This is a genomic window from Enterococcus sp. AZ140 (genome assembly GCF_051714405.1).
Taxonomy (GTDB): Bacteria; Bacillota; Bacilli; order Lactobacillales; family Enterococcaceae; genus Enterococcus_B; species Enterococcus_B pernyi.
Genome location: NZ_JBIORU010000001.1, coordinates 772,480 through 786,138 on the forward strand (window position 1 = coordinate 772,480; position 13,659 = coordinate 786,138).

A 13,659-nucleotide genomic window follows, 5' to 3' on the forward strand; every position below is an offset into this window, starting at 1 on the left:
AGATGTTGATCAAGAGGAGTAACTAGTCCGACGTTTAGAGAGAGAGAACGAATGGTGGAACGTTCTTAACGAAAGCTAGTGAAGGTAGCTTGGGAGTTTTTGTCTTGAATCGAGTAGAGATGAACGAGTAGTGATCGTTAACTCACTTTGAGAGGTAATAGGCAACTATTACAAATTAGGTGGTACCGCGTAATTTATACGTCCTAAATACGAAAGTATTTAGGGCGTTTTTTTTATTTCAAAGGAGGAAGACAGTATGACGGAAGAAAAGAATCTATCGACAAAGTATAATCCGCAAGAAGTTGAAGCGGGGCGTTATCAAAACTGGTTAGACGAAGATTTGTTCAAACCTAGTGGCGACAAAAAAGCAAAACCTTATTCAATCGTTATCCCACCTCCCAATGTGACTGGTAAACTCCATTTAGGTCATGCTTGGGATACAACATTGCAAGATATGTTGATTCGTCAAAAAAGAATGCAAGGCTATGATACGTTATGGTTACCAGGGATGGATCATGCAGGGATCGCAACACAAGCAAAAGTAGAAGAAAAATTACGTGAGCAAGGTGTTTCTCGTTATGATCTAGGTCGCGAAAAATTTATTGATCAAGTATGGGAATGGAAAGAAGAATATGCCGGTCATATCCGTGAACAATGGGCAAAAATGGGTTTATCTTTGGATTATAGCCGTGAACGCTTCACCTTAGATGATGGCTTGTCTGAAGCTGTTCGTAAAGTATTCGTTAGCCTATACGAAAAAGAGTTGATCTATCGTGGCGAATACATCATCAATTGGGACCCACAAGCACGCACAGCTCTTTCTGATATCGAAGTGATCCACAAAGAAATCGAAGGTGCCTTTTATCATATGAGCTATGAATTGGCTGATGGTTCAGGTGTGGTGGAAATCGCAACGACCCGTCCAGAAACGATGCTTGGTGATACGGCAATCGCTGTCCATCCAGAAGATGAGCGTTACCAAGCATTGATTGGTAAGAAAGTCATTTTACCACTAGTGAATAAAGAAATACCGATCATAGCAGATGAATATGTCGACATGGAATTTGGAACAGGGGTTGTAAAAATCACGCCCGCACATGACCCAAATGACTTTGAAGTCGGTAACCGTCATGACCTGCCACGAGTGAATGTCATGAATGAAGATGGCACGATGAATGAATTAGCAGGTAAGTATCAAGGAATGGACCGTTTTGCAGCACGTAAAGCGATTGTTGCGGATCTAAAAGAACTTGGTCGTCTGATCAAGATCGAAACGATGATCCACAATGTAGGCCATTCAGAGCGTACAGGGGTAGTTGTTGAACCTCGTTTATCAACACAATGGTTTGTAAAAATGGCACCTTTAGCTGAAAAGGCGATCCAAAATCAAGAAACTGATGATGCAGTTGAGTTTTTCCCACCACGTTTCAACCAAACCTTCTTACGCTGGATGGAAAATGTTCATGACTGGGTAATCTCACGTCAACTATGGTGGGGACATCAGATCCCTGCGTGGTATCATAAGGAAACTGGTGAAATGTACGTGGGCATGGAAGCACCAGCAGACAGTGAAAACTGGTTACAAGATCCCGATGTGTTGGATACTTGGTTCAGTTCAGCGCTATGGCCTTTTTCAACAATGGGCTGGCCTGACGAAGACAATGAAGATTACCAACGTTACTTCCCAACAAGTACATTAGTAACAGGCTATGATATCATCTTTTTCTGGGTAAGCCGAATGATTTTCCAAAGCTTGGAATTTACAGAACGTCGTCCATTTGAGAATGTACTGATTCATGGATTGATTCGTGATGAACAAGGACGCAAGATGAGTAAATCTCTTGGAAACGGGATCGACCCAATGGAAGTCATTGAAAAATATGGTGCTGATGCGTTACGCTGGTTCTTATCCAATGGTTCAGCACCAGGACAAGACGTACGTTTTAGTTACGAAAAAATGGATGCTTCTTGGAACTTCATCAATAAAATCTGGAACGCATCTCGTTTCGTTATCATGAATGTTGAAGGGATGACCGTAGAAGATATTGATCTTTCAGGGGAGAAAACTGTAGCCGATCGTTGGATTTTGACACGTTTGAATGAAACAATCGCTAAAGTGACTGACTTATTTGAACAATTTGAATTTGGTGAGGCTGGTCGCCAATTGTATAACTTTATCTGGGATGATTTCTGTGACTGGTACATCGAGATGAGTAAAGAAACACTTTACGGTGAGGACGAAGTAGCGAAACAAACGAACCGTAGTATTCTTGTCCATACGTTGGATCAGATCTTACGCTTATTGCATCCGATCATGCCATTTGTTACAGAAGAAATCTGGCAACACATCCCTCATAAAGGAACATCTTTAGTAGTGGCTGATTATCCAGTCGTGCAACCGGAATACGATGATGAAGCTGCTTCAAAAGGGATGGAAGTACTGAAAGAATTGATTCGTTCTGTACGTAATATCCGTTCTGAAGTGAATACACCATTATCAAAACCAATCACGTTACTGATAAAAACAAATGATCCGAAGATCGATCAATTCTTAAATGAAAACACTAGCTATATCGAGCGCTTCTGTAATCCAGAAGAGTTGACGATCTCAAGTGACGTAACTGCACCGGATCTAGCAATGTCAGCGGTCTTGACTGGCGCGGAAATCTTCTTACCTTTAGCAGGGCTGATCAATATTGAAGAAGAAATCCAACGTTTAGAAAAAGAACTAGCAAAATGGACAGGCGAAGTGAAACGTGTACAAGGAAAATTAAGTAATGAGCGTTTTGTATCGAATGCACCGGATGATGTAGTTGAAGCAGAGCGTGCAAAAGAAAAAGATTATTTAGAAAAACAAGCAGCTGTCAATGAACGTATTGCGCAATTAAAATCAATTAAATAAAACGAAAGGGAGAGGTGACGGAAGTTGCCTCTCTTTTTTAAGTAAAAAGAGCTCTTCTGGATTTCATTGTTTCCTACGTAAGCTTTTTTGTTATAATGAAGAGGAATGGGGGGATTGTAACGTGAAAATCGAAGAAGCAATCAATTGGATCCATAGCCGATTACCATTTGGCTCACGTCCTGGATTAGACAGAGTAGAGGCCTTATTAGAGGTAGTCGGACACCCAGAAGAAAAAGTCAAAACGATCCATATTGCAGGGACGAATGGCAAAGGTTCAACAGTGACTTATTTAAGATATTTATTAGAAGAAGCCGGCTTGACAGTCGGAACATTTACCTCCCCATATATCGAATCCTTCAATGAGCGCATTTCGATCAATGGACAAGGCATTCCTGATGAATCATTGATTCGACTAGTAAAGAAATATCAACCGCTAGTTGAGCAGATGGATCAATTTGAAGCAGTAGCTGGCATTACCGAATTTGAAACGCTGACTGCTATGGCATTTGATTATTTCTTGGAAGAACAAGTGGACGTCGCGATCATTGAAGTGGGATTAGGTGGTTTACTCGACTCAACAAACGTAGCGAAACCTTTGTTGACGGGTATCACAACGATTGGTATGGATCATACAGATATTTTGGGCGACACGATCGAAGAAATCGCTGCTCAAAAAGCGGGCATCATCAAACAAAATGTGCCACTAGTCACTGGGAAGATCGTACCAGAAGCGATGGCAGTGATCGAAAAGCAAGCAAAATTAAAAAATGCGCCACATCACGCATGTGGAGAGGATTATACGGTTACCTACAAACATCCGGCAGAAGAATGGGGCGAGATTTTTTCATTCCAAAATGAGTATGGTAAGATCCCCAAGTTGACGATCCATATGATCGGGCAACACCAAGTAGAAAATGCCGGTATGGCAGTTGAAATGTATCAAGTGTATTGCAAATTGATGAATCTCCCATTCCGCGAAAAAGACGTGATGAATGTCTTGAAAAAGGCGCAATGGCCAGGACGTATGGAACGATTAAGTGAAGAACCCTTAGTGATTTTAGATGGGGCGCATAATACCCATGCGATGGCACGTTTAGTCCAAAATCTTAAACAAGAATTCAAAGGCTATCATATCCATCTTTTGTTCTCTGCTTTAAGAACAAAAGAGGTTGATAAAATGTTACATCAATTACAAGAAGTACCAGATGCAACAATCTACGTCACTACTTTTGATTATCCTAAAGCCATTGAGCTGTCGGATATCCAAGCAACGACTGATGAGAAAGTTACGATTGTTTCAATGTGGCAATTTGGGCTTGCAGAGATCTTGGAGAAGATGACGGCTGAGGATGTTCTTGTAGTGACAGGTTCACTCTATTTTATTTCGGAAGTGCGACGTTTGCTTGTACAGTTGGGAGGAAAAAATGAAAGTTAATGCAGTGATTTTCGATATGGATGGCTTATTATTTGATACAGAGATCGTATACTATGAGGCATCTCAGACAGTAGCGGATCGAATGGGATTTCCCTACGATAAAGACCTTTATTTACGATTTTTAGGGGTATCTGATGAAGAGGTTTGGGCAAACTACCATACTATTTTTGCAAGTTTTGGTCGAGAAACTGTCCAAAAATTTATCGACGATTCTTATCAAGAAACACTTGAGCGTTTTGCTTCAGGACAAGTGGAATTAAAGCCAGGAGTGTTGGAATTTTTGAACTTTTTGGAAGAACAGGATATTCCAAAAGTGGTAGCATCAAGCAATCAGCGTCATGTGATTGAACTGTTACTAGAAAAAAATGATCTACGCCATCGTTTTGACACGATCGTCTCCGCTGAAAATGTCAAACGTGCAAAACCAGATCCCGAAATCTTTTTACATGCCCAGGCGTTTTTAGGTACTGAAAAAGCGGAGACATTGATATTAGAAGATTCACAAAATGGGGTACTAGCAGCGTATGGTGCAGGAATCCCAGTAATCATGGTGCCAGATTTATTAGCGCCTTCGGATGAGTTAGCTGCAAAAACAACAGCGATTGTGTCTTCACTTCACGAAGTTCCGTCATTGATCGCAAATAAATAAAATAAATGACCTCTTTTTCCGTATCTTATTTTGAGCGCACGGGAAAGGAGGTTTTTTATGGAAAAAAATTTGCTTCAAACAGTACCCGCCACGTCTCTGCCAAGGGAGAGGATGGAGACTTATGGAGAGGATGCGTTATCAGATCAAGAGCTTTTAGCTATTTTGCTTCGGACTGGTCAGCATCCATATAACGTATTAGAAGTTGCGGGTACGTTATTGAAGAAATTTGGTGGTTTAGCGCTCTTGAGACAAGCAACACTAGCAGAATTAGAAGCGGTTCGTGGGATTGGTCGGGTCAAAGCCTTAGAGATCAAAGCATTGATCGAGCTGGGTCGACGGATACAAGTCGATCAGTTGCGTCAAACAACGACTGTCCATGCGAGTTATGAATTGGCAAAAGAATTGATCCTACAACTAAAAGATCAAAAACAAGAACATTTAGTTTGCATCTATCTTGATACAAAAAATCAAATCTTACTAAAGAAAACCTTGTTCATCGGGTCATTGGATCAGACGATCGCGCATCCTCGTGAAGTGTTCCATTACGCAGTCCGCTATTCGGCAGCACGGCTGGTACTTGCTCACAATCATCCCAGCGGCAACGTTCTTCCATCCAAGCAAGACATGCGATTGACACGACGCATCCAAGAGTGTGGAGAGATGATGGGGATCGAGGTACTTGATCATCTGATCATTGGCAGCAAACAATACTTTAGTTTACGTGAAGAAGGATTAATGGAAAAAGAATGATGTAGCTTTCTTGCAAAAAAAAACAACCAAGTGTACAATTATAATGTAATTTTGTTTGGGAATAGAAGTTGAAACATCTGTTGCACCTCTATCGTACACGAGCAATGTTACAATCAAATAAGTGCTTTGGCACGAGGAGGGTATTATTAATGGAAAACGGAACAGTTAAATGGTTCAACGCTGAAAAAGGATTTGGTTTTATCTCACGTGAAGATGGAAGCGACGTATTCGTACATTTTTCAGCAATCCAAGGTGACGGATTCAAAACATTAGAAGAAGGTCAAGCAGTTACTTTTGACGTAGAAGATTCAGATCGTGGCCCACAAGCTACAAACGTTGAAAAAGCGTAATCTATACGAAAATATACTGTTATGAGGCTTGCTTCGTCATGGAGCGAACCAAATAATTGATGACAGAGGTTGAAACCAACGTGTTTCCCTCGAAAAATAAGATGAGACCCACAAAAATTGTTCTTTCACATTTTTGTGGGTCTCGCTTTTTTTATAAAAAACTGGGAGTAGGACATTAGTTCTCACCACCTAAAACCGAATAAACGGCGGGAACAGAAGAACCTCTTCGATAAACAAGGCGCCAGCCACAAAAATTTGAAGAACAAATTTCGTGGCTGACGCCTTATTTATCGAGGCTGAACACTTCTGTCCCGACCTCGGTTTTAAGTTAGTTTTGATCCGGTGTCATCACCATAGGGATGATCATTGGATGTCTTTCTGTACGATCGAACAAGTAAGGTTGTAAGGCACCGACCATTGCTTCTTTTAATTTATGTTCCGAACAGTCGGGGGCATTTAGCACCTCACGTAATGCGTGGAACAAAATACGTTGCGCTTCATTGATCATATCACCTGATTCACGCATGTAGACGAAGCCACGAGAAAGGATATCTGGTCCGGCTAGAATCTCTTTTTTCTTGATATCGACAGTTGTCACTGCAAGAACGAGTCCTTCTTCTGAAAGTAAATGACGATCTCGTAAAACAACATTACCGATATCACCGATTCCACTGCCGTCGATATAGACATCGCCAGCGACGAATTTTCCAGCTAAACGAGCAGAATCACTTGTCAATGCTAATACATCACCGTTTTCCATGATAAAACAATTCTCAGCTGGTACACCTGTGTCTTGTGCAAGAGAGGCATGGATCTTCAGCATCCGAAACTCACCATGCACCGGTACAAAATATTTTGGCTTCATCAAGCGAAGCATCAATTTTTGTTCTTCTTGACCACCGTGGCCAGATGTGTGGATATTATTGATTTTTCCATGGATCACTTCAGCGCCAGCTTCAGACAACAAGTTGATCAAATGGTTCACACTTGTTGTATTCCCTGGGATCGGTGAGCTAGAAAAAATCACTGTATCATCTGGCTGGATTTGGATTTGACGATGGGTACCATTCGCAATGCGGCTCAATGCAGCCATTGGTTCACCTTGCGAACCTGTACATAGGATCATTGTTTCATTTGCAGGCAAACGATTGATTTCATGCGCATCGACAAAGGTACCGTCAGGCACTTTGATGTAGCCGAGACGTTGTCCGTTGACGATCGCATTTTCCATACTACGCCCGAAAACAGCAATTTTTCTACCTGTTGCTACAGCGGCTTCCGCTGCTTGTTGTAGACGGAAGATATTAGAAGCAAAGCTGGCAAAAATGATCCGACCTTCGATTTTCTCAAATATTTTCAAAATAGAAAGGCCAATCGTTTTTTCTGATTTCGTAAACGTTGGAATCTCTGCATTGGTACTATCTGAAAGGAGGCAAAGAACGCCTTCTTCTCCGATACGAGCCATTTTATGCAAATTTGCTGGTTCTCCTACAGGTGTAAAATCGAACTTGAAATCTCCAGTAGCCACGATGTTACCAGAAGGTGTTTTGACAACCACACCTAAAGCATCCGGAATACTATGGGTCGTTCGGAAAAAGCTGACGGATGTTTTTCTGAAACGGATCACAGTGTCTTCATTGATTTCATTTAGCACAGCGTCACGAAGTAAGCCATGTTCGTCCAGTTTATTTGTGATCAAAGCTAAAGCTAGAGGGCCAGCGTAGATCGGGATATTTGCTTGCTTTAATAAGTAAGGTATCCCACCAATATGGTCTTCGTGTCCATGAGTGATCACTAAAGCTTTGATTTTGTGTATGTTTTGTACGATATAGTTGTAATCAGGAATGACGTAGTCAATGCCAAGCAGTTCATCTTCTGGAAACTTGATTCCAGCGTCGATGATAATGATTTCATCTTGGAATTGTACCCCATACGTATTTTTCCCGATTTCACCTAATCCACCAATCGCAAAGACGCCTGTCTCATTATTTTTGATGGAAAGTTTCATCTTAAAACTCCACTAATGTGAATGCTGGGTTTTCTTTTTCGTATTCTAGATGGTTACCTTCTAGAAGTTGTACGAATTCGATATTGTATGGGGTATTTTCTTCCACTCGTTGGCGTGCTTCAACATCGCTGTTTGCTTCGATGTATAGCGATTGTGTTTCTTCACGTTTTGGGTTACGGATTTTTGACTCTTGATAATAAACTTTGTAAATCATGGTTTATGTCTCCTTTATCTGCTTAAAGCAGTAATTTAGCGTATTTTTTGGACAACACAAAACGAGGGGACAAGCCACCTGTGTTTTTTTATACTTTAAGAAAAATACTTGATTCTCCTTAAAGAGACAAGCCTCGCATTTGCTTATCCAATTGGAATATTTTTTACTCGGATCCTCTGTATGAAACATACAATAGTTAATTGCTATTCTAGCATAAATCAAGAGATAAGTATAGAAAACGGTCACTGTAAAATGAAAAAACGTACGAAGAGAAAATATTTTTCAGAAAAATTTCTTTTTAAAAAATGTAGTGTTCTATAAAGTAGTAGATTGTGCTACTATTGAAAGTAATGGCAAGATAGAATATTTAAAGGAGATGATAAAGTGAAGTTAATGTGGCATTACACCATGCGCTACAAAAAATATTTGGTGTTGAATTTTATTTGTGTGTTCGGCTTTATTCTGATCGAACTAGGTCTACCAACTATTTTAGCACGCATGATCGATGTTGGAATCCTCAACGATGATTTTGACTATGTGAAACAACAAGGACTATTGATGATCGTGATCACTGTGATCGGGATCATAATGAATATATTTTTAGGTTATTTTGGGTCAAGGATCACGACGAATATCGTTGCAGACATTCGTGATGATCTGTTCAAACATATCCAAACGTATTCACATCAAGAATATGAAACACTAGGCGTATCATCATTGATCACTCGTACGACCAATGATGCGTATCAAATCATGTTGTTTCTACAAAATATTTTAAGAATCGGTTTTATGGCACCGATGATGTTTGTTGTTAGTTTGTATATGGTTATGCGAACAAGTCCATCTCTTGGTTTATACGTGATTGGCGCATTGCCATTCTTATTATTAGCTGTTGTTGGGATTGCTAAATTTTCTGAACCTTTATCAAAAATCCAACAAAAGAATTTAGACAGAATCAATAGTATCTTACGTGAAAACCTATCAGGTCTACGCGTTATCCGCGCGTTTGTAAATGAAAAATTCGAAGAAAAAAGATTTGAAAAAGTCAACGAAAACTATGCTTCAAGTTCTAAAAGTCTCTTTCGCTTAATGGCAGTTGCCCAACCTGGCTTTTTCTTTTTATTCAATATCGTGATGATTTTGATTATTTGGAGTGGTACGCTACAAATTGCAGATGGACAGTTGCAAGTAGGGAATCTAATTGCTTTTATTGAATATATTTTCCACGCGTTGTTTTCATTTATGTTGTTTGCGAGTGTGTTTATGATGTATCCGCGAGCAGCAGTCTCTGCTAGTCGTATCCAAGAAGCTTTAAATGCTACTCCTGCTATTGTTGAAAATCCAAATGGCATATCGGAAACAAAAACGAAAGGCTACATTGAATTTAAAAATGTGACCTTCGCTTACCCTGGACATTCGCAAGAACCAGTGATCCGTAACGTCAGCTTTACTGCTTCACCTGGTGAAACAGTGGCATTTATTGGTAGTACAGGTAGTGGGAAGTCTACATTGATCCAATTGATTCCACGTTTTTATGATGTTACTCATGGTGAGATCCTAATTGACGGTGTAGATGTGCGTAAGTACAAGTTGAGTAAACTAAGACAAAAAATCGGGTTTATTCCACAGAAAGCACTATTGTTTACTGGGACGATCGCTGAAAACTTGAGATACGGAAAAGAAGATGCAACGCAAGAGGAAATGGAACGTGCGGCTGATATTGCGCAGGCGACTGATTTTATTTCTAAAAAAGCGGACGGTTATGATGAACATCTTTCTGAAGGTGGCGCAAACTTCTCAGGTGGGCAGAAACAAAGGTTAGCCATTGCTCGAGCAATCATCCGCCGACCAGAAATCTATATTTTCGATGATAGTTTTTCAGCACTTGATTATCAAACGGATGCAAAACTTCGTGCAAGATTGAAAAAAGAAACAACTGAATCAACCGTATTGATTGTTGCCCAACGTGTGGGTACGATCATGCACGCCGATAAGATCATCGTATTAAATGAAGGAGAAGTAGTAGGTATGGGCACACATCGTGAACTACTAGAAAATTGTCCGATTTATTACGACATTGCCGCTTCTCAATTATCGAAGGAGGAACTAGCATGAAAAAAACCTTCGCTTCTTTTAAACGTTTAGCTCGCTATATCCGTCCTTACCGATTGACGTTTATCTTAGTGCTACTATTTACATTTTTAACGGTGGCTTTCAATGCGGCATTGCCTTATGTCGTCGGGCTTCCAACAACAGAAATCAGCAAAAATCTAGTGAATAATGAGGCAATCAATTTTTCTTATATCATCAACTGTTTGATTTGGATCGCGGTGGTTGGTACAGGTTATAGTATTTCTCAATTGCTTTCTGGGGTATTGATGACAAATGTTGTTCAGAGTGCCATGAAAGACTTGCGTAGAGATATTGAAGAAAAAATCAATCGTTTGCCGGTTTCTTATTTCGATAAAAATCAACAAGGAAATATTTTATCTCGTGTAACGAATGATGTAGATGCAGTTAGTGGAGCCTTGCAACAAGCCTTTATCGGTATTGTCAATGCTATTTTGGGCATCACGATGGCAGCAGCGATGATGTTTTATATCCAACCGGTCATGGCGTTGATTTCAATGATCATGATTCCAGCGTCAATTTGGATATCTAAACGAGTGATCAATGCTTCTCAAAAATATTTCCAAGAAATGCAAAATTCTTTAGGTGAATTAAATGGCTATGTTCAGGAAAACATGACTGGATTCAGTGTGTTAAAAGTATACGGTCGTGAGAAAGAAACATTTGAAGGATTTCATAAGGTCAACCATAGCTTGAAACATTTTGGGTTTCGAGCAGCCTTTATTTCTGGATTGATGATGCCATTAGTACAATTAACTGCCTACGCTACGTATATCGGTATGGCAGTTTTGGGAAGCTTTTATGTAATTTCTGGAGTCATTGTGGTTGGGCAATTACAAGCCTTTATCCAATATATTTGGCAAATCAGCCAACCAATGGGTAATGTGACGCAATTATCTTCCGTATTGCAAAGTGCATCCGCAGCCACGAAACGGGTATTTGAGATTTTAGATGAACCTGAGGAAAAAGAAAATAAGACCGATGTTCCTTTGCCAGAAACGATCCATGGAAATGTTTCGTTTGAACATGTCGATTTTGCTTATGATCCGAAGAAACCTTTGATCCAAGACTTGAACTTTGAGGTGAAAGCTGGACAAATGGTGGCAGTTGTCGGACCGACGGGCGCTGGGAAAACAACATTGATCAACTTATTGATGCGTTTTTATGATGTGACGCATGGCGCGATCAAAATTGATGGTATTGATACGAAAGCGATGAGCCGAAGTGATGTTCGTTCCATGTTTGGGATGGTACTGCAAGATGCCTGGTTGTACGAAGGAACGATTGCCGACAACATTCGTTTTGGTAAATTAGATGCAACGGATTATGAGATCGTTGATGCAGCGAAAACAGCGAATGTCGATCATTTTATCCGAACGATGCCTGATGGTTATGAAATGGAGATCAATTCAGAAGGAGACAATGTCTCGTTGGGACAAAAACAATTGCTGACGATTGCTCGTGCGGTTGTTTCCGATCCGAAGATATTGATTCTGGATGAGGCGACTAGTTCCGTTGATACGAGACTAGAGGCGTTGATCCAAAAAGCCATGGATAAAGTCATGGAAGGACGAACGAGTTTTGTGATCGCTCACCGTCTATCAACGATCCGTGAAGCCGATCTGATCTTAGTGATGGATCAAGGTCAAATCATTGAAAAAGGAACACATGAAAGTTTATTAGCAAAAGGCGGTTTCTATGAGAAACTTTATAACAGCCAATTTGCTGAAGCAGCGGAATAATGAAAAGAGGTTTCTAGGGGCGAACAGCCTTCTAGGACCTTTTTTCTTCAATAAATGAAAAGAGGGAAAAAGATGGCAAGGTTTATAGCAGATAATGCGACGGTTATCGGTGATGTAGAATTAGGAGAAGATGTCACAGTTTGGTACCAAGCAGTGGTTCGTGGCGACAGCAATTGGATCAAGATCGGTAAGGGAACCAATATACAAGACGGAACAGTCATACACGTTGATCATGATGCCCCAGTTGAGATCGCTGAAAATGTCACAGTCGGACACCAATGTATGCTGCATGGTTGTAAAATCGAAAAGGGTGCGTTGATCGGTATGGGAGCGACTGTTTTGAACCATGCAGTCATCGGTGAGAATAGTTTGATCGGAGCAGGCTCACTTGTGACAGAAGGAAAAATCATCCCACCGAATGTTTTAGCTTTTGGTCGACCAGCCAAGGTAATCCGTCCGTTAACAGAAGAAGAAATCCAAAAAAATAAACAGAATATCACACATTATATCGAAATGGGACAAAAACATGCAGATGGATTCTTCAAAGAATGGCAACAATCGTTTTAACACATGTTTTTACAGCAAAAAAAGAAGGTCTGTCATCCAAGGATGAAGGCCTTCTTTTTTGATCTTGATAGGTTGATTAGCTTAATGAAGCACTGTTTTCCATGACTTCATCGATCAAGCCATATGCTTTGGCTTGTTCAGCAGTCATATAGTTGTCACGATCTGTGTCTTTTTCAATCACTTCGATTGGTTGACCAGTACGTTCCGCTAAGATTTTATTCAAACGTTCGCGGGTTTGTAAGATATGACGTGCAGCGATCTCGATTTCTGTTGCTTGTCCTTGTGCGCCACCAAGTGGTTGGTGGATCATGATTTCAGCATTTGGTAAAGCAAATCGTTTTCCTTTTGTTCCGGCAGTCAATAAGAAACTTCCCATTGAAGCAGCCATCCCCATAACGATTGTTTGGACATCTGCTTTGACAAAATTCATTGTGTCATAGATGGCCATTCCAGCAGTCACAGAACCACCAGGTGAGTTGATATAGATGTAAATGTCTTTTTCAGAATCTTGTGCATCTAGAAATAGCAATTGTGCGATGATTGAGTTTGCTAGATCATCTGTTACTTGTCCACTCAACATGATGATGCGGTCTTTCAATAAACGTGAGTAAATATCGTAGGCTCTTTCCCCACGTGAGGATTGTTCAATAACTGTAGGAATTAAATTCATAATAAGGTTCCTCCTTGATTTGTTTAGAAATAGTGTAACATAAATTGATTTTGATTACCTACAAAGTAGTATACATTTTTGGTCAATAAAGGTCAAATGAAAAAACTTTCTGAGAGCTAGTCTCATAAAGTGAGTTTATGTTATGATAAAAAAGAAATCAATAAGAAGGAGGAACCGTAATTGGTAATTGCTATCACAGGTTTTATCGGTGTATTAGTAGGAGCGATCTTAGTCTACTTAGG

The 13,659-nt window shown here is 40.2% G+C and carries 11 protein-coding genes and 1 other annotated feature (1 of these 12 only partly in view); of the genes, 8 read left to right on the forward strand and 3 right to left on the reverse strand.

Annotation, left to right across the window (positions count from 1 at the left end; translation table 11 throughout):
• Nucleotides 1–209 (forward strand) — a binding site (T-box leader) (it extends 4 nt beyond the left edge of the window).
• Nucleotides 210–256: 47 nt separating this feature from the next.
• The 5 genes from IGJ39_RS03665 (at nucleotide 257) to IGJ39_RS03685 (ending at nucleotide 6,086) form a co-directional block, all read left to right on the forward strand.
• A complete protein-coding gene (locus IGJ39_RS03665; RefSeq protein WP_019722968.1) occupies nucleotides 257–2,902 on the forward strand; it encodes a valine--tRNA ligase in 2,646 nt (881 codons plus the stop codon).
• Between the two features lie 121 nt (nucleotides 2,903–3,023).
• Nucleotides 3,024–4,337: a bifunctional folylpolyglutamate synthase/dihydrofolate synthase gene (locus IGJ39_RS03670; RefSeq protein WP_438764193.1), complete on the forward strand. Its 1,314-nt coding sequence runs from the start codon at nucleotides 3,024–3,026 to the stop codon at nucleotides 4,335–4,337.
• The gene (locus IGJ39_RS03675; RefSeq protein ID WP_066026444.1) at nucleotides 4,327–4,986 is read left to right on the forward strand and encodes an HAD family hydrolase; all 660 of its coding nucleotides are present in this window, start codon (nucleotides 4,327–4,329) and stop codon (nucleotides 4,984–4,986) included. Before IGJ39_RS03670 ends, IGJ39_RS03675 begins: the two co-directional genes overlap by 11 nt.
• 57 nt (nucleotides 4,987–5,043) lie before the next feature.
• The gene (radC, locus tag IGJ39_RS03680; protein WP_066026443.1) at nucleotides 5,044–5,736 is read left to right on the forward strand and encodes a RadC family protein; all 693 of its coding nucleotides are present in this window, start codon (nucleotides 5,044–5,046) and stop codon (nucleotides 5,734–5,736) included.
• A gap of 149 nt (nucleotides 5,737–5,885) precedes the next feature.
• Nucleotides 5,886–6,086 (forward strand): cold-shock protein, encoded by a 201-nt coding sequence (locus tag IGJ39_RS03685; protein WP_010736076.1) that lies wholly within the window; start codon nucleotides 5,886–5,888, stop codon nucleotides 6,084–6,086.
• 328 nt (nucleotides 6,087–6,414) lie between these two features.
• Here IGJ39_RS03685 and rnjA read toward each other — a convergent pair whose 3' ends face one another.
• On the reverse strand, nucleotides 6,415–8,094 hold the full coding sequence (rnjA, locus tag IGJ39_RS03690) for a ribonuclease J1 (protein ID WP_019722965.1): 1,680 nt from the start codon (nucleotides 8,092–8,094) through the stop codon (nucleotides 6,415–6,417).
• Nucleotide 8,095: 1 nt separating this feature from the next.
• Nucleotides 8,096–8,308 (reverse strand): DNA-directed RNA polymerase subunit epsilon, encoded by a 213-nt coding sequence (locus IGJ39_RS03695; RefSeq protein ID WP_010736074.1) that lies wholly within the window; start codon nucleotides 8,306–8,308, stop codon nucleotides 8,096–8,098.
• Nucleotides 8,309–8,692: 384 nt separating this feature from the next.
• Here IGJ39_RS03695 and efrA point away from each other — a divergent pair, with 384 nt between their 5' ends.
• The 3 genes from efrA (at nucleotide 8,693) to IGJ39_RS03710 (ending at nucleotide 12,747) form a co-directional block, all read left to right on the forward strand.
• Complete coding sequence (gene efrA, locus IGJ39_RS03700; RefSeq protein ID WP_066026521.1) at nucleotides 8,693–10,423, forward strand: multidrug efflux ABC transporter subunit EfrA; 1,731 nt, start codon at nucleotides 8,693–8,695, stop codon at nucleotides 10,421–10,423.
• Nucleotides 10,420–12,180, forward strand: a complete 1,761-nt coding sequence (efrB, locus tag IGJ39_RS03705) for a multidrug efflux ABC transporter subunit EfrB (RefSeq protein WP_062805557.1) — start codon at nucleotides 10,420–10,422, stop codon at nucleotides 12,178–12,180. The genes efrA and efrB overlap by 4 nt, the downstream gene beginning before the upstream one ends.
• Nucleotides 12,181–12,252: 72 nt before the next feature.
• Nucleotides 12,253–12,747, forward strand: coding sequence for a gamma carbonic anhydrase family protein (locus IGJ39_RS03710; protein WP_019722962.1), 495 nt, complete (start codon nucleotides 12,253–12,255; stop codon nucleotides 12,745–12,747).
• Between the two features lie 76 nt (nucleotides 12,748–12,823).
• Here IGJ39_RS03710 and clpP read toward each other — a convergent pair whose 3' ends face one another.
• Nucleotides 12,824–13,417, reverse strand: coding sequence for an ATP-dependent Clp endopeptidase proteolytic subunit ClpP (gene clpP, locus IGJ39_RS03715; protein ID WP_010736070.1), 594 nt, complete (start codon nucleotides 13,415–13,417; stop codon nucleotides 12,824–12,826).
• Between the last annotated feature and the right edge of the window lie 242 nt (nucleotides 13,418–13,659).